This is a genomic window from Paraglaciecola sp. G1-13 (genome assembly GCF_055809255.1).
Genome location: NZ_CM147903.1, coordinates 359,537 through 377,236, shown reverse-complemented (window position 1 = coordinate 377,236; position 17,700 = coordinate 359,537). Strand labels below are relative to the sequence as shown.

Genomic DNA, 17,700 nt, shown 5'->3' with positions numbered 1-17,700 from the left:
TCATTTACCTTCACTATTTAGCTGCAACAAACGTTGATAATTTTCTCGCCCTACGATAGGCAAATAAGGCTCATGAAGGGCCAAGGTAGCTTGGCGAAAGGCATGCGTATCAATTTGGTGAACCTGTATCCCTTGGGTCTCAAACCATGCCACCAACTCAAGTTCGATGGTGCGGGTTTCATCAGATACACGGGCAGCTGCTTGTCTTAATACCGTACTAAAAATATCTTTATCTTCTGCGCTTAGCATTGCCCATCTACGTTGACTAATAATGCTCAAATTTGAGCCCAACATATGCCCAGTGAGACTAATATGTGGCTGCACTTCGTACAGCTTTTTGGCCTTTATCGTTGGTAGGGGGTTCTCTTGTGCATCAACCACACCCTGTTGCAGTGCCATATACACCTCAGAAAATGCAATTGGTGTTGGGTTGGCGCCTATGGCCGTAGGGAACATTTTAAAAATAGCCGCGTTGGGCACACGTATTTTCAAGTTTTTGCTGTCAGCTAGGCCAAGAACGGCCGTGTGAGACGTCACGTGCCTTGCGCCGTAATAGTTATTGGCCAGAATTTGATTGCCCTGAGTGATGTCTGCATAGCCCTTGGCCAGCTCATCAAACAAATCACTTTCGTTGAAGCGTTGCCAATGTTCATAGCTAGCATAGATATAAGGTAAATCGGTTAGGGCAAAAGGGGGAAATAGTTGAGCGACAAAACTGGTTCCAGTATAAATAATGTCGACACTGCCTAAACGTAGGCTTTCATTAAGCGCCGCTTCTTTACCTAGCATAGACACCGGGAAGACCTGAATATCGTAGCGCCCTTTAGTGCGCAGTTTTATTTGCTCAGCGGCCCATACAGCCTGTTTATGCAAGGGCTCGCTAACCTCGTAGACGTGCCCCCAAAATAGCGTTTGCGGTGAGGCAAATACATCAACGAATGTAAAGACCCCTAAGACAAAAAATAAAAAGCTACGCATCGACTGTCAAACAACCTAATTGGTTAATTGTTAACAATAATAAGGCAAATGTTAGCAGGTTGCAAAAATAGTTAGGCACGTTTGCTTGCCGAGTATTTCAGACTAGCCGCTCTCAAATACAGTTTTTATGGCCGTTGCTGAGGAAATTGAAATATGCAGAGTGGTGATCATAACGACAAAACACAGTGCAAACGGAGCATCAATGCAGCGCTAGTTCGCTGAGGTAATAAAGCCCCTTTACCCAATTAACCCAATTAACCCAAGCGGCGAGAATGTCAGCTCACCAGAGCAGGTTTTAGTGCTTATTTGGCTAGCGCAATTGTAAGATTAATTTTCTATCGCCCCTATTCGAAACCAAACCTTGTAAGCTGATTCAATCGCTCGTTTTCAAACTCAGGAGATAATGATGTCTGTACCTCAAGTCGCGTTAGTCACAGGTGGTTCTAAAGGGATCGGGGCCGCAATAGTACGTAGACTATCGACCGATGGCTTTGCTGTCGCAGTCAATTATTCCAAAAACCCGGCGCCCGCAGACGACTTGGTGAGGGAACTAAAAGATGCGGGATACGCGGCGTTAGCGGTTTGTTGTGATGTAGCGAATAGCGATGGTGTTAGCCAAATGTTCGACAAAATAGAAAGCGAACTGGGTCCTGTGAATGTACTAATCAATAATGCAGGGATCATGAAAAATGCGCCCGTGGCACAAAGTGAAGAGACGGATTTTGACCAGCAAATCGCAGTCAATTTAAAAGGCACATTTAATACCCTAAAGCAGGCGGCTAACAGAATGCCAAATGGGGGCAGAATTGTGAACCTATCTACCAGTGTTGTCGGTTTAAAACTGGAACAGTACGGTATCTACGCAGCGACAAAATCAGCAGTAGAAACCATGAGTGCAATTTTAAGCAAAGAGCTGCGCGGCAAGGACATCACGGTGAATGCGATAGCACCAGGCCCCACAGCGACAGACTTATTTTTAGATGGAAAATCGCAAGAACTGATCGACCGTTTGGCTAAAATGAGTCCGTTAGAAAGATTAGGCACACCGGAGGATATTGCCCGTGCGGTAGCATTTCTAGTTAGTCCAGACGGCGCATGGATAAATGGCCAAGTACTCAGAGCAAATGGCGGTATCGTCTAGGCTCAAGCGACGTAAAGATGAAATGCCCTCCTACAGGCTATCGCTTGTTAGTCAACAATGCTTAGCCTTTCATCGACACTGACTTTTCTTTGTCAGCACTATCTCGGCTCATTCAAAGTAAACGCTGAGATTTCTTTACACAAACGTGGAGATGTTCAGCGTTATCATGTCACGCTATTCGATTTCGCTTAGCCGTTTGATAGTGTCAATTCAGTGATTTTCTTTCTGGCAGTTTTGCTAGAGCGACCTTGAAATGCATTGAAACATGCTGCTAAACCAGCGCTACAGCTTCTTATACATCCACATTGCGAAAACAGGTGGTTCCAGCATTCGCTCAGTGCTTAACAAGTTACATTGGCACGATCCTACGTACTACCTTATGTTCCCTTGTCACAAATCAATACCAATCCGCATTAATTAAGTGCCCGCCTCAGAATGCGTCCAGCGGTTTTTGATTAAGGCGTCGCTATGTAGTAATGGTTGTTCCCTTTAAAATAGTGAGAACGCAGAGCAAATTTCCTCGCCACTGCGGTGCCATTACAGCGAAAGATATGCTGTCAGATGCTTTTTCAATCAACTCTTCAAATTTGCCTTTGTACGTAACCCTTGGGATCTTCAACGCTGGTTTCACACTTTGTTGTCCCGTGCTACATGTTATAGTTTAAAACCTTTTTCAACGGTCCTAAATGAGCATCGAAGTGCTTCCATTGCTCCATGCCTGAGCGGTATATAGGCTGCCTGACTTGTTCTGAACTGGGGGTTTTTATCGCCCGCTCAGTCTTATGAAAATCAATACACTGTTGCTCGAACGGTAATCCGCAAAAATCCAAAATCCGCTCCACTTGTCCATGCAAGTCATCAATCAATGTTTCGTGCTGCACTGTTAATACGAAGCCTGGCAACACTGTGTCCCAATGAGTCATAAGTTGTTCATAAGCGCGGTAATAACGGCCTATCTCTTCTAGCCCGTACGAGAACTCCTGCCCGTCACCAAATAACTGCTTGAAACCGCTAAAACAGCACGCCATAGGATCGCGTCTTGCGTCGATTATTTTGGCGTTAGGCAAGATTAATTTGATTAGGCCTATGTGCAAAAAGTTGTTCGGCATTTTATCGATAAAAAACGGCGCGCCGGCTCTGTAGACTTGTGTGTCTTGCAAATACTTCTGCCCAAAACGAGCAAAATAGCTTTCATCCAAATCGGCCAACATCTGAGGATATTGATTTTTTTGACCCTGTAATTTTGATGCCAGCCCAAGAATATCGTGCAGCTCCATAGTGCCATCAACTTGAGAGTGCGATGCGAGTATCTGCTCGAGTAACGTCGAGCCCGCTCTGGGTAAACCAACAATGAAAATAGGATCAGGACTTTGCTCGCCAGCTTCTTTTAAACGTGCAAATAGTTCTGGTTGGCAGGTGTCGATTTGCTTGGCTACTTGGCGCTCGAACACATCAGGATTGTAGTTAATCTGTTGCTGTTTAAGCTGATTACCTTTGGCATAATGTGAAAATGCAGCATCAAAAGAGCCCCTGTCTTCCAATGACTTACCTAAGGCGAAATGCAGATGTACTTTGTCATCTACCGCAATATTCTGTTGAACAACTAGTTGCTCCATTGCAGCAAGCTCAGTATCACTAAAGCGATAGGTTTTGGTGTTGGCTAAACTCCAATAAGCGTCACCAAATTCAGCTTTGTATCGATATGCCTGTTGGTAAGCGTTGATTGCCCCCGGTAAATCCCCTAACGCTTTTAACGCATGCCCCAACAATAGTTGTATGCCCGGCTGGTTTTGGTTTCTTAGCAACAACTCTTGATAAATTGATATGGCTGCTTGCACTTCCCCCAGCCCGACCATAGCACTGGCCTTAGCACTTAACAGGACGACGTTATCGCCAGAGGCTGCCAGCAGCTTATCAGCCAAGGCTTTTGCTTCGGCAAATTTAGCCATTTTGGCTAACAGCTGAAGGTACGCGATGCCGGCCGCTTTGTGTTCAGGGTAAAGCGCTAAACAACTGCTTAAAATAAATTCTGCCTCGCCATATACTTTAAGCTGAATACCGATTTCAGCGAGCAATAACATCGCCTCGCTGTTGTGTTTGTTAGCTTGTAAGAACTGACGACAAACTTTGTCAGCTGCGTATAAATTCCCTTCGTACATTAAATCTTTAGCACCTAGCACCGCATTAGGCAGCCCGGATAAATAGTCTATTTGTGCTTGGCTGATGGTTACCGCTTTGGCATTTTCTTGCTGTTGATAAAGTGGCAGTAATGCGCGCCAGCTCGCCAGTAGTGCGGGGTTTAACTGTGTAGCTTGGTAGAAAGACTGAGCGGCCTGTTGTGGCTCGCGCAGTGCGAGATACAAATAACCGTTTTCTTGCCAAGCTCGTGCGTGCTTAGCATTTGCCTCCAGCAAGATTTTATTTGACTCGAGTGCCTCACTTAAATCACCATTTAACCGCTGAGCTACGACCAATAAATACAGTATTTCAACTCTATTATCATTTGATAAATCACTCACTAATTGCTGATCACACAACGCAATGGCCTGACTAAATTTCGCCTGTTGAATAAGTTGTTTTATCCCGTTACACGCTTCATTAAACGATGGTTTGGCTTGGGATGTATGCTTGGTACTCAATGTAGCGACTCCGAAAAACTGAATGGTAATATGTCCTGCCCGTACATAAAAAAGGCAAGCCTAGATAGGCTTGCCTTCGTATACGTATTGCGCTTAAAAGCTTAAGCACATCAGTAAGATCAGAAGAAGTCGTAAGACAATCTTAACCCTACGGTACGTGGTCTGTTAGACACTATTTTAGGCGTGTATTGCTGGGCATCAATATACAAGATAGCACTCTCATCCGTTAGGTTATCAATAAAGATCTCAGCTTTCCATTCATCGTTAGTAATACCAAATGCAAGGTTAGCAAGTATGTAACTGTCTTGGATGTAACGCCCACCTTGAATGGTCTCACCGTTTGAATCAGCAAACGTTACGCCTTCGTACACAGCGGCTTCACGCTCAATGCTTAGGCCTGTCCCTGCGCCATAAACGAGCTGTGCAGCGTCTTCAAGAGCATAGGCGTCCATCGACATGCTCGCTAAGCGATCACCTGTGTAGCTAATTGAGCCGTTGATATATCCAGTAAAGCCATTGTCTAACTCATAAAAGTATTGTGCACGGATATTGCCCGAGAAATCAGCAGAATACGGTAGTTTACTGCCCACAGGTGGCGCTATTCCATCTAGTGCAGCGTTAATGCTCGTCAACTCAGTGTCTAACACACTAAACGCCGCGTTGATAACAAGGTTGTCAGTGGCCAACCAGGTTAAGTCAGCATCAATACCGCGAATTTCAGCGTCACCAACATTGTCAGTGAATACCAAGAAGCTGATGTTGGTTGGGTCATAACGTGAGGTTTGTAAGTCACTGATTTCAGAATAGTACGCCGTAGCATTAACACGTAAAATACCGTCTAGGAAGTCACCTTTGATACCGAACTCATAGTTATCTAACTCATCCGTTGTTGAATATACTGGAATACGGAAATCTTCAAACGCCCCTGTTTGATTAGTCGCCAAACCACCACCTACGCGGTTGGTTACAGGCGGACGGAAGCCTTCAGAATAGGTGGCGAATACCAGGATATCTTCGTTTACCTTCCAGTCAACTGATGCTTTCAAAATCACATCGTCTACGGTCAATGTGCCATCACCATCGAGTAAATCAACTTCAAGTTGACCGCTTTCTATCGCGGCTATCACACCATCATCTAAACCAGATGCCGCCAATTCAGCTGGATCTTGCGTACCGAACGCACGCAAACGGCGACTCACATCAACAGTGGTGGTGGAGCCTTTATACGTATCTTGAATTTCATACCAGCGAGCACCAAACGTTGCGGTAATGTCGTCGGTCAGGTCGTATTCTATTTGGCCAAACACTGCAATTTGGTCAATTGCATGCTGAATATCGTTTACAAAACTGATGCTCGGCTCAAAGGGTTGACTCGTTGAGTTAACCCCCTCAGAGCCTACCAAAGTTCGGGCTAAATCGTCGAACTTATCCGTATTAGCGATATTAAACTTACCCACTGAATTGAGGTCTTGCTCATCGTAGAATACACCAGCAGTTAGACGCCATACATTGTCTGTTGGCGTATTAAAGCGCAACTCGTGGGTCATACGCGTGCTGTCGGTTTTTTCCTTGTAATACTTAGTTGGGTCTAAGCAAATCTCATCTTCTGGCGCAACATCTCCACCGTAATTACACACATAATAAGCAGAGAATAAACCGCCGTTGGTATAACCCGTGTAATCAATGGTTGAGTCAATTGAGCGGTCTAAGTATCCCCCAGTGTAAACGATGTCTAGTTTGTCTAAACGCCCTTCTAAGGTCCAAGTAGTCAAACCAAACTCGTCATCGTTGTCTTCAGGTACAAAGCGGTTAGTTGAGGTTTCCCCTTCTAAATTAGGATCGTATGCAAACACGCCTTCAGTGCTCAATGTTTGCTGAGTGTGTTGAACCAATAAGTCCCAATCTTCATTAATAATGTAAGACAGACCAAAACGCGCACCTGAATAAACCGCATCGTTAAAGTCATCTTCCACTAACGCATCGTTTTCAGGTGAAATCACCGGAGTATTTTCAGGGTCGCTAAGCACACCGCCAGAGATTCTGTCGATAACCACTGCGCTACCGATGTATCCGCCATTCGCTGGATCGTTGCGGATGTTATCAATCCAACCGCCTTGGTTATCAGTGTAGGCCGCTACGCGAAAGGCAAGGTCGTCTGATACTGCGAAGTTTATAAACCCTTCTACAGAATTACTCATTTCACCACCTTTAGTGAAACTGGTGCTGGTATCAACCCCTGCAGCAAAGCCAGTGTGATCAGGTTTTTTGGTGATCAATCTTACGGTGCCTGATTGTGAGCTGGCACCAAACAAGGTCCCTTGTGGCCCAGGTAGTACCTCAATGCGCTGCATATCGGTAGCGTAAATATCTAGATTACGGCCCTGCATTGAAACCGGTTGTTCGTCCAGGTAAAACGCGACAGAAGGCTGAAGTGCCTGCACAGATGAAACAGAGATATTACTTTGGGTCGTTGCTGCGCCACGAATGTAAATTTCGTTTTGTCCAGGGCCTGTACCCTGAAAGGTCACATTAGGCAAGAACTCGACGTATTCTTGAAAATTATCAACCCCAAGGTTCTCTAATGCTTCACCGTTTAGTGCGGTCACTGACACGGGAATGTCTTGAATCGACTCTGAGCGTTTTGTTGCAGTTACTTCAATAGTCTCAATACTCGCTTTGCCTGTTTTTGTGGCTTCTTGCTGAGCATAGACGGGCGTAGTAGCAAGTGCGGCAACGACCGCGCAGCTTAACTTGGATATTTTCATTCTCATTGGCCTTGTGTGGTCTAGTTTAGGTGTTGCTAGTCGGGTATTTTTTTACGTTTAAAGCTGTTTAATTTTTATTCTACAGTATGATTTTAAAGAAATTACAGCAAAGCGCAAAAATAAGTTCAACACGAACCAATATAATGAGGGAAGAATTCGAGTCTGCGTCGGCAGATATTTGTACAATTCCTTTATGATTAGTGATTTAAAACAGTCAAAACAACAGGATTGATTGCTAACTGATGCAATATCAGCTATTTACTTCGTAAACGAATTATTTCACCACTACTGAATATACAGTCTAAACAGTACATTTTTAGAGCGAAAATCAGCCTTCGATGAGTAGAAAACTTAATTAAAAAGTCGCTTGCCAGTGTCAATGCGGTGGGATTATCGGCGCATATAACAAGCAGAAAAAAGGCCGGACTATCCGGCCTTTTTTTTGATTTTTTCATGCCTTTGCTGGCGCACCAGTAAAGGTCATCTATAAGATTTGACTAGACGATGCTCTTTTAACGCTGCCAAAAACGTAAGTCTCGCAATGATTGAATAAACTCGGGAGCTGACACGCTGTGAAGGTCTATCCACCCATCATCTTGCTTGTCATTTAACCCTGTCGCCTTAATCAATGCTGAAGCATCAGCGGTATGTCCTATGAACTTCATATGAGCATAGGCGTCTGTAATGAAGTCTTTCGCTTCTGGGATTGTGGCTAGTTGTTCAGCTCCTTCTTTTGACACTAAAATCAAAACGGCGTCGTACAACACAGAAGGGCCGCCATCGATGACTTGTTGAGCTGCGATGTGTTTTCCCTTGCTACAAGTAACCCCACCGACTTGCGGAGCAATCACTTCATAATTGGCACCTTCTTTCTTAAGCGCCGTTGTGATGGATGCAAAAATGTCGGCATCAGCGCCATCGCTCATTAATATACCTAGCTTGCGCCCTTTGAATGTTTTGGGTGAATTTTTCAATATACTCAGTGCATCAGACACAGGAAGGTCTTGACGTGTTTTCATCGCTGCCTCAGCAGGCTCAGGCATTGTTTTAATACCTAAACCATCCGCGGCCTTTTGAGCCAGAGTCTTGTCGATGTTGAGTAAATGCGACACCATTCGTTCGCGAATGGGCAGGTGCTCAACTTTAGACAATTCGAATATCAAGGCACTTTGAATATGCTCTTTCTCAACCTCGGTTTGACTCATATAGAACTGCCTAGCTTGGCTGTAATGGTCAGAAAACGTCTCTGAACGATAACGCAATTTGTCACCACTCGTTGGCTCAGACGAACTTTTGAAACCGTGGGCTGGGCAAGCTCTGGGGTTGTGTTCTCCTCCATCCCACGAATTTGGCTCATAATTGACTCGACCTTTGGGATTCGTCATTGCCATGTGGCCATCTTGTTGGAAATGCCGCATAGGGCACTTAGGCGCGTTCACAGGAATGTGCGTGAAGTTAGGACCGCCGAGACGTTTAACTTGGGTATCGAGGTAGGAAAAGTTACGACCTTGAAGCAGAGGATCTGCTGTGAAATCCATGCCAGGTACGATATTTTGGGTACAGAAAGCGACTTGTTCAGTTTCGGCAAAAAAATTATCTACTACGCGGTCTAACACCATACGTCCAATCATTTTAACCGGCACCTGTTCTTCGGGGATGAGCTTAGTAGCATCAAGGACATCAAACTCGAACTCGTCGGCAAATTTTTGGTCGAAAACCTGTACGCCCAATTCCCACTCTGGGTAATCTCCTTGTCCAATTGCTTGCCACATGTCTCGGCGATGAAAATCAGGATCAGCCCCATTTAATTTGAGCGCTTCGTTCCACACCACCGACTGCATACCACCTTTTGGTTTCCAGTGGAACTTAACAAACTTCTCATCCCCTTTGGCGTTAATGAATTTGAACGTATGCACGCCGAAACCTTCCATGAAGCGTAAAGATCGAGGTATGGCTCTGTCCGACATCGCCCACATAGCCATGTGCATAGATTCAGGTGTTAAGCTTATGAAATCCCAGAAGTTGTCATGAGCAGTTTGCGCTTGAGGAAACCCCCGGTCTGGCTCGGCTTTGGCTGAATGAATAAGGTCTGGAAACTTCATAGCGTCTTGAATAAAGAACACCGGAATATTATTACCTACTAAATCCCAATTGCCTTCTTGGGTATAGAATTTGACTGCAAAGCCGCGAACGTCACGGGCTAAGTCAGGCGATCCTTTGTTGCCCGCTACCGTTGAAAAACGTGCAAATACGGGTGTTTTCTCGCCCTTGCGCTGAAAAATGTCAGCGCAGGTTAGGTCATCGAGTGCGTCATATGTTTCGAAAAAGCCATGGGCACCATAACCTCTGGCGTGTACAACTCGCTCAGGGATGCGCTCATGATCGAAGTGAAAGAGCTTTTCTCGTAATACTTGATCCTCTAGCAAGCCCGGCCCACGCGTGCCGACCTTAAGGGAATTTTGGTCATCACTCACCGGGCAACCTTGAGCTGTAGTCATAGTGGGATGAGTATCTGAGGCCGGTTGGTGTAATTCACCGCCTTTGCCTTTATTGCCTGCATATTTAAATGATTCAGTCATGGCTAGTCCTTCATAATTGGGGAAAGTTGCGTCAGCACGCCCAGAGCGTTAAGACGCCCGCCGTAGAGCAACTGCAAAAGAAAGGCCATTTACATCATGTATAAATTAAGTTCAGGAAAGACATGGGGCGTAGGGCATTTCCCCATCACGCGCTCGTCACTTCGTTGGAATAATGAGAAAACAATTACACTAAAGAATGTAAATTTTCTACACTTCAAGCCCCCTTATATTGCGCCGACGTGATTAACTTCAGGATGGTGAATCAAGGACCTTAGTAGAAGACAAGATAGCGGATAAATAAAGCGTAAACGTAGCAGTGGTGGCATCAGGTTGATAGGGTAAAATCAACAGTAACAAGACGCACCATCCAGTGCATTTGCTGGTCGCAACAGTTTGCTAGCATAATAAAATAACGCGCTCAAACACACTTATTCTATGGCGACGGGAAATTGCATCGTAAATTCGGTGAATTGATTCAGCTCGCTATTAATCGAGATAGTGCCAGCTAATTTTTTGATGATATTAAACGTCACTGATAAGCCCAAGCCTGTGCCTTCTCCCACCGATTTTGTGGTGTAGAACGGCTCAAAGATTTTCTCCTGCGCCTCGATAGGAATTCCGGGGCCATTATCTTTAACGCTTATCTGTATAACGTCTTCACAGCGCTTCGTTTTGATACAGATCTTCGGGTTTTGAACCTGCGCTTGCGTCAGCGCTTGGGCTGCGTTTTTAATCAAATTCGTAAAGACTTGTTGCATCAACCCATTGTGAGCCATGAAACTGGGAAGGTCTACTAGGTCTTTTTCAACTGTGATTTTTCCGTTTAAGTCGTAAGACAAGACTTTCAATGTATCATCGAGAACTTGGGTTAAATCGCATACTTCTAATTCACTAGACTGACTATAAGTGAAAGATTTTAGGTCTGTGATAATGTCTTTCACCCGTTTAAGTCCACTATGGGATTCTGATATCACACTACGGATATCCTCTAGGATAAATTCCATACCTTCGTCTTGTTCGAATTTAGCGATATTATTTCTCAACTCGGTAATTTTATGATCTCGCCCTATGTCAATCGATGCTAAAAACTCTGACTGCAGCGATTGCAGCTGCATAATACTTTTTAGGTAATCATCCATGCATGAAAAATTCGTCATCACATAGGCCAAAGGGTTATTAATTTCATGCGCAATACCCGCTGCCATTTGGCCAATACTGGCCATCTTTTCCTTATGCTGTAATGCTTGTTTAGCCGTTTTTAGATCAACAAGTGTCTCCTTGAGACGCTTATACTGACGCTTTAAACTATGCTCTGCTTGCCGTCTTTCTAATAATAAGGTCAATTGTTCAGATGCTTTGTTGATCACGTTAATTTGCTTCATGGACACCTTATCCATCTGCTCATCCGAAACAAAAAACATTAATAAATAAAGTGCCTTACTGTAGGCAACAATCGGAAATGTTAGGTAGCTGCCTATTGCGACACTGAGTTTTTCTTCTACTTCGGCTAGTTCGATCTCTTCGGGTATCAAATTGATCTGGGGTTGTTTTTCATCGAGTGTTTTATTCAAAAAACCCGGTAGTACGGGTAAATGTAGCGCACGATTAAAAGCATCTACTACAGCGAGGTTTTCAATATCACAGTATTCGATGCTGCCCCTATCATGCTCAAGTATTTTGATGTGTAAACAACATGACGAGTAACATAAAGCGGAAAGCGTCGACGAGAAGACTTTTAATAATTCGGCTACGGATTCCGAACTTCGTGAAAACTGACTTATGCACATAAGCATGTTTGTTTCAGCATCGTGTTGTCGACGATTGTTTTCAATATGTATGAAGGTATCAATTTCTCGATTAAGAATAGAAAGGTTAAATGCTCGCTTACTTTGCTCTGCCAGTAAGCAACCATTGACTTGCATGGTACCCAACCAGCTGACCTGATCTAAATCGTATTCTGGCTGATGAAGCAATATTATGCGGGTATCATTATTCATTAACCCTTGTCTTACAAACTGTGTCACTTGTTCGCTCAATTGCTCATCTTCAGCGCTAGCGATACAGGCCACTATGAGAGCAGGCTTGTCATACCGAAACTGTTTCTTCATTCCTCGTAAATTATTTATATGTACAAGTTCTCGCCATCCACTCAATTCAGTTAATTGAATCTCAGCACTACCAATGGTGAAAATTGGCAGTGAAATACTCGGGATTTGCATCGTGGAGCTTTCCATTAAAAATCTGCTAGTATAAAAATCATAGAGTTGAATAACGTATTCAGCAAGCCGCCAACTTTGCACTATTTTTGTTATTAAAGAAAAAGAAGGAAATCTTTATGAAATTAGTCAGATTGCTCTACTACAGTCGTGCATCAAGAGAAATGTCGTTGTCTGATTTGAAGGATATTTTGGGCACTGCACGAGACAATAATAATAGTATCGACGTTTGCGGCATGCTCTGTTACGACCAGCAGTATTTCCTTCAGGCCCTTGAGGGAGATAGAGAAACAGTCAATGAGCTTTATTTAGATATCGCTGATGATCCTCGGCACGACGATGTCGTCATTATCAGCTATAACGAAGTGAACGAACACGTATTCCCGCAATGGCAAATGGGCTATGCAGCCAGCTCAGCAAAGTTTTCTGCATTGTTAAAAGCACTAGGTCAAACAGAGTTTTCACCCGATAATATGACTCCAGAGCAAGCATTTACGTTTTTGACAGAAATGGCTGGCGCACAAACTGATATCTAAAGCAGCGCCTGCAAAGCATTCTGTTCAGGGATCACCAGGAAGGGTCAAATGTTCCCTGATTCGCTAAGCAAACGCTATTTTTGCATCTTTCGCTTTGTGATATTTGATAATTTGAGCACCAATAACGTCAGCAACATGGGCACACCAATCAACACCAACTCTTTGACAAAAGGTAGAATGTATCTCAAAAAGCTCGGCATTTTATTACCTTCTCCGCCTTCCCCACCGTGTGAATACCCTTGTTGGTTTATCTGTGCGGCCCAATCAGTCAACTCCAAAGAGATCAGTAGCACACTGATCACAACAGAGATCAATAAAACGACAAAAGTACGCGACCTCCAATGGTATTGCAGGTACTTCATGCTTTCGCCCGCTTCAGGCACATACGCTTAGTCAAATTCACTATCCAGCGCCAATGTAGGGCCAGATGCACACCTATAATCGGCATGATCAACGTTGCTGAATCGTGGTGGATCTTCGACCAAAAATCTTGAATGTGTAATTCAATATCAAGCGTTGGTAACAGCGCCACGGAGACCAAAAAACCACTGACAGTAGCAAGCAACATCGTTAGGTACAGCAGGTAATTCCACACCAAACTAATGCGTTCTCTGGCGGATATATGCTCAGCGAAGCGTTTTGCACTTTGTTTTATCCAGTCCCAGTGCAACAACACATGCACGGTAAAGGGCACCACAAACAACACACTCAACCACTCATGTCCTGGTACACCCGTCGCCTGCGGAGCTGAAACAATCATAAAGCTTACCAGCAGCAACACGTCCATTACGTAACGGGTTTTGTGTATATTTTGTTTCCAATCTGACATTAAATAGTCGAACCTGTTTTAGTCTGCGTTTTGATAATCACGCGGATTATCGCCATATCATCACCCGCTGAACGAAAAATGTATTTAGTTGATAAAGTCTACTCTCATACAGTTGGATGACTTTGTCAACTACATCCCTATTCGTGCCTTATACCCTCCGACAGTCTAAGCAATCGTCTTCAAGCAAAATAGATTTTCTAACCGTGCTCTATTAAGGTAGAAGTAACCGTCACTTCGAGAAATAGGTTTAAGTTGATAGCCAATGCTGGTTGAACGAGAAAGTGCTATTTCACAATTTGGCTTGTGTGTTAAAAAACTCGCGAGCGGTACCGGTCATGTGGCACTGATCAGTGGTGAAGCAGGAATAGGAAAAACCACATTTCTTGAACAAATGCGCCGTAGCTATCAAACCAGAGCGAGATTTTATTGGAGTGGATGTGATCCCCTACTCACCCCAAGGCCGTTCGGTCCTGTACATGACATAGTCGCTGAACTGTCTACATCCTTGTTAGAACTGTTAGAAAACGGAGCTTCTACTGCCAATATTTATTCTGCTTTCTATCAGGCACTTGAATCGTCAAGTGAGCCGGTCATTCTGATTTTTGAAGATGTTCACTGGGCAGATCACGCTACACTTGATTTATTTAAGTTTCTGGTTCGGCGAATCGCTTTTGTAAAATGCTTATTGGTTATTAGCTATCGAGATGATGAGGTCGGCGAAACACATCCGTTTAGAACCGTATTAGATGTTCTTCCCTCTTCGCACACATCGCGCATTCCTATTCTGCCCTTAACACAAACAGGCATTGCACAACTGGCGAAAGACAGTCATCACGATAGCACAACCTTGCTTAACATTACCGCAGGCAACCCCTTCTACATTACAGAGCTATTAGCGGTTGATAGTGCTGATAAAAATCACATTCCTGTGTCAGTGAAAGAAGCGATTGTTTTTCGTTTAAATCAATTGCCCCAAGCAATACGTCACTTTCTCGAAACCATTAGCCTTATCCCCAACAGTGTGCCGCTGTCACTCATCTTGGCACTATGCGGTATCGAGGGGGAAACTCACGCTATCGCTTGTGTCCCTCGAAAATTGCTAACAGTGGATGATGTGGGTAATTTCCGTTTTCGCCACGAGCTCGCTCGCCTAAGCACCGTCGCTTCTATTGCTATTAGCAAACAAAAACAGCTACATAATAAAATAGTACTGGCGTTAGAAGCATCTCAGACTCATGACACGTTAGCCTTATTGATACATCACTCAGCTAGCGCCTTGGACGCTAAACGTGTGCTCAAGTACGCCCCCATTGCCGGTAAAAATGCAGCGAAAAATGGTGCACACCGTGAGGCTGCAGCCTATTTACGCGTTGCACTGCGCTTCGTGGACGACGCCCCCACAGAACTCGCCGCTCAGCTTTACCAAGATTGGGCATACGAAACTGGTCTCACTTTGCAGATTGATGACAGCGTAATTGAAGCACGTCGTCACGCAATCACATTATGGCGAGCACTAAATCGACAACAAAAAGTCGGTGAAAACTTACGTTTTTTATCTCGGTTACATTGGTATAGAGGTGAGGCAGCAGAAGCAGAGCACTTCGCAAATGAATCGATTAAAACGTTAGAAAGTGTACCCATTTGCAGCGAACGCGTTATGGCTTACTCCTTTAGAGCCCAACTGGATATGCTCAACGATCGTATGGACGAGGCAATCGTCTGGGGAAATCGCGCCCTCGAGTTAGAAAAAACATTTACTGATCCAGAGCTTCGTATTCATGCCCTAAACAATGTGGGATCTGCCAAGGTATTTAGGGGAGATGAAGACGGTGAAGCGATGTTACATGAAAGCTTAGCACTGGCGATAAAGCATGGCTTTCATGAACACGCAGCTCGGGTGTACACCAATTTTTCAGATTATTGCGTTCGTTATAAAAAACTTGCTATGGCAGAAGAACTCATTGCGTCGGGCATCGCGTTTGATACCACGTACGATCTCGATTCCTGGACCTATTACCTAATTGGTATTCAAGCACAATTACGCTTAGAACAAGGCCGGTTAGAAGATGCCCAGACGATTTCACAAGGCGTACTCGGACGAGATAAATTGACCTTACTCATGAAGCTACCTGCACTTATTGCGCTAGCACGCTCACAACTGCGTTTAGGTGCTACGGGTTGCGATCAGCGAATCTCCCAAGCGCTAGAAAACGCAATGGCCACAGACGAATTGCAATATATTATCCCCGCAAGATTCGGTGCTATTGAGGCGGCTTGGCTACATGACAATAAAGAGGTGGCTTTCACGCATTTACAATGGCTCACAGAGCTCGATGCAAGTTGCTTAGATCACTGGCGTAGTGCTGAATTAGCGCTATGGATAAGCAGGTTCGGTTTTAGCATACAAACCAACACCGCCTTCCCCTTACCCTTGCCTTATCAACTTGAATTACAGCAAAAATATGCAGACGCGGCTGAAGTATGGATGAACATGGAAATGCCGTATCACGCAGCCCTCAGCTTGTTGCACTGCGAACAACACTCGGCAAAAGATGCCCTGCCTCGAGCATTTCGAATGCTTGAAGCTATCGGAGCAAAAGCGACGTTGCTTAAAGTAAGAGATAAAGCAAAACAACTTGGTGTACTCGAGGATTTACCATCCGCTCGCCGCGGTCCGTATAAGCAGACCCGTCAACACCCCGCTGGGTTGACGGCGAAAGAACAACAAGTGTTAGGTTATCTAAGCGCGGGGTCAAGTAATCAAGAAATTGCAGATTTGTTGTCTCGCTCCCAGCGAACGGTAGAGAATCACGTCTCATCTATTCTCAGCAAATTGAATGTAGCCAATAGAATGGAAGCCATACTTCGCGTGCAAAATGAGCCTTGGTTATCTAGCATCGACAATTGATAGCACCAAGGCTAAACACACTTAAGACTTTTTCGATTGATTTCTAAAGGCTAAGAAAGCGAAGCACGATAATACAAGTGAGGCCATTGCGGGTTCAGGCACTTGCACGCTGCCCTCAGTAGGCACTGCAATACCTGTGTAGTTTAATTCAAAAACCTCATCTGGATAATCGACATGTCGCCCAAAAATACTCATAGTACCTGTGTTGGTATACGCCGAACCGTTCGAGTTTATTGAAAAGAAGTAACTGTCTTGTTGGGGGTTTGGGTTGAGATTAGACACCACCAGCGGAAACAAAAAATCAAAAGTAAGCTGGTCTGCGTCAAGCGAACGAGAGGCGTTATTAGGTCCTCGGTCTCCTGCACCATCGGTTCGGTATTCGACATCCAGTGTATAGTCAGAAAAGCCGTTAATTACCGTCCTGTCGATTAGAAAATTTCCAGAGGTATTGTTAAGACTTGAGATAATCCTTGGGGCAAATATTAAGCTGCCATCAAGGCTTGAGCGCACCACACGATTTTGCACTTGAATACCAACAACAAAAAATTCGCTTCCACTAGGGGAAACACTGTCATACAAAATTTCATCATAAATAACTGAACCAGCCAATTCAGGTTGCAGCAAAGCCGTGGTGCCGGACAAATTTATAGTATCCCCAGAAACCAGTAAACTCGCGTTACTTTGATTCGAAGTAACCGTACCCAAAGTGCACAGTAAAATGCCGATTAACATGGTTTTATTCATTTTGATGTCCTCTTAATATTAGCCACATTCCGTGATTGGCTTGGCTTAGCATTACGTTTCTTGATGAGTCAATGCGCTTTAGCTGCAAACCCGTTTAACATAAAAAAAACGTAATCCGTTTGCTAAATATAGAGGGGGATTAACGCTAAAATCTAGAGTAGATATACTCAATTTTTGAAAGAAACTACCTAAATTTCAAATGTCAGTGTGCCCGCACGAATAGCTCTTTTGAAGACCCTAAGAATCGCAGAAAAATGGATGAGAAGGACAGATGCCTGATTGGCGTTTGCTTATATGATGGGTAGATAATAATACGCATGGATGTGTAAAACAGTACGCCCATCAATATTCAAGGAATGCGCGCA

Annotated in this window: 11 protein-coding genes; 3 read left to right on the top strand and 8 right to left on the bottom strand. The window is 44.3% G+C overall.

Annotation, left to right across the window (positions count from 1 at the left end):
* Positions 1-978 carry a sialic acid TRAP transporter substrate-binding protein SiaP gene (locus tag AC0L6N_RS01630; RefSeq protein ID WP_473478258.1) on the bottom strand — a complete coding sequence of 326 codons (978 nt, stop codon included), beginning with the start codon at positions 976-978 and terminating at the stop codon, positions 1-3.
* Positions 979-1,381: 403 nt separating this feature from the next.
* On the opposite strand from AC0L6N_RS01630, the gene AC0L6N_RS01625 reads away from it, so the two are divergent.
* Positions 1,382-2,119 carry an SDR family oxidoreductase gene (locus AC0L6N_RS01625; RefSeq protein WP_473478256.1) on the top strand — a complete coding sequence of 246 codons (738 nt, stop codon included), beginning with the start codon at positions 1,382-1,384 and terminating at the stop codon, positions 2,117-2,119.
* 647 nt (positions 2,120-2,766) lie between these two features.
* Here the strand turns inward: AC0L6N_RS01625 and AC0L6N_RS01620 are convergent.
* The 4 genes from AC0L6N_RS01620 to AC0L6N_RS01605 form a co-directional block, all read right to left on the bottom strand.
* On the bottom strand, positions 2,767-4,758 hold the full coding sequence (locus AC0L6N_RS01620) for a tetratricopeptide repeat-containing sulfotransferase family protein (RefSeq protein WP_473478255.1): 1,992 nt from the start codon (positions 4,756-4,758) through the stop codon (positions 2,767-2,769).
* Positions 4,759-4,877: 119 nt separating this feature from the next.
* Positions 4,878-7,523: a TonB-dependent receptor gene (locus AC0L6N_RS01615; RefSeq protein ID WP_473478254.1), complete on the bottom strand. Its 2,646-nt coding sequence runs from the start codon at positions 7,521-7,523 to the stop codon at positions 4,878-4,880.
* A gap of 512 nt (positions 7,524-8,035) precedes the next feature.
* Entirely contained in the window at positions 8,036-10,102 is a 2,067-nt protein-coding gene (locus AC0L6N_RS01610) for a catalase (protein ID WP_473478252.1), read from the bottom strand.
* A gap of 428 nt (positions 10,103-10,530) precedes the next feature.
* Positions 10,531-12,336 (bottom strand): sensor histidine kinase, encoded by a 1,806-nt coding sequence (locus AC0L6N_RS01605; RefSeq protein WP_473478250.1) that lies wholly within the window; start codon positions 12,334-12,336, stop codon positions 10,531-10,533.
* Between the two features lie 101 nt (positions 12,337-12,437).
* Here AC0L6N_RS01605 and AC0L6N_RS01600 point away from each other — a divergent pair, with 101 nt between their 5' ends.
* A complete protein-coding gene (locus AC0L6N_RS01600; RefSeq protein WP_011573653.1) occupies positions 12,438-12,854 on the top strand; it encodes a BLUF domain-containing protein in 417 nt (138 codons plus the stop codon).
* 74 nt (positions 12,855-12,928) lie between these two features.
* On the opposite strand, the gene AC0L6N_RS01595 is transcribed toward AC0L6N_RS01600, so the two are convergent.
* A complete protein-coding gene (locus tag AC0L6N_RS01595; protein ID WP_473478246.1) occupies positions 12,929-13,216 on the bottom strand; it encodes a hypothetical protein in 288 nt (95 codons plus the stop codon).
* Positions 13,213-13,683, bottom strand: coding sequence for a DUF4405 domain-containing protein (locus AC0L6N_RS01590; protein ID WP_473478243.1), 471 nt, complete (start codon positions 13,681-13,683; stop codon positions 13,213-13,215). The genes AC0L6N_RS01595 and AC0L6N_RS01590 overlap by 4 nt, the downstream gene beginning before the upstream one ends.
* A 262-nt stretch (positions 13,684-13,945) precedes the next feature.
* Between AC0L6N_RS01590 and AC0L6N_RS01585 the strand changes: the two genes are divergently transcribed.
* Positions 13,946-16,591 (top strand): AAA family ATPase, encoded by a 2,646-nt coding sequence (locus AC0L6N_RS01585; protein WP_473478242.1) that lies wholly within the window; start codon positions 13,946-13,948, stop codon positions 16,589-16,591.
* Positions 16,592-16,612: 21 nt separating this feature from the next.
* Here the strand turns inward: AC0L6N_RS01585 and AC0L6N_RS01580 are convergent, their stop codons facing one another.
* Positions 16,613-17,335, bottom strand: coding sequence for a hypothetical protein (locus AC0L6N_RS01580; RefSeq protein WP_473478239.1), 723 nt, complete (start codon positions 17,333-17,335; stop codon positions 16,613-16,615).
* Positions 17,336-17,700 lie beyond the last annotated feature (365 nt).

Coding starts and splice junctions, on each gene's coding strand:
- AC0L6N_RS01610 (WP_473478252.1), bottom strand. CDS start 10,102: ATGACTGAATCATTTAAATATGCAGGCAATAAAGGCAAAGGCGGTGAA.
- AC0L6N_RS01605 (WP_473478250.1), bottom strand. CDS start 12,336: ATGGAAAGCTCCACGATGCAAATCCCGAGTATTTCACTGCCAATTTTC.
- AC0L6N_RS01625 (WP_473478256.1), top strand. CDS start 1,382: ATGATGTCTGTACCTCAAGTCGCGTTAGTCACAGGTGGTTCTAAAGGG.
- AC0L6N_RS01630 (WP_473478258.1), bottom strand. CDS start 978: ATGCGTAGCTTTTTATTTTTTGTCTTAGGGGTCTTTACATTCGTTGAT.
- AC0L6N_RS01595 (WP_473478246.1), bottom strand. CDS start 13,216: ATGAAGTACCTGCAATACCATTGGAGGTCGCGTACTTTTGTCGTTTTA.
- AC0L6N_RS01600 (WP_011573653.1), top strand. CDS start 12,438: ATGAAATTAGTCAGATTGCTCTACTACAGTCGTGCATCAAGAGAAATG.
- AC0L6N_RS01580 (WP_473478239.1), bottom strand. CDS start 17,335: ATGAATAAAACCATGTTAATCGGCATTTTACTGTGCACTTTGGGTACG.
- AC0L6N_RS01590 (WP_473478243.1), bottom strand. CDS start 13,683: ATGTCAGATTGGAAACAAAATATACACAAAACCCGTTACGTAATGGAC.
- AC0L6N_RS01615 (WP_473478254.1), bottom strand. CDS start 7,523: ATGAAAATATCCAAGTTAAGCTGCGCGGTCGTTGCCGCACTTGCTACT.
- AC0L6N_RS01585 (WP_473478242.1), top strand. CDS start 13,946: ATGCTGGTTGAACGAGAAAGTGCTATTTCACAATTTGGCTTGTGTGTT.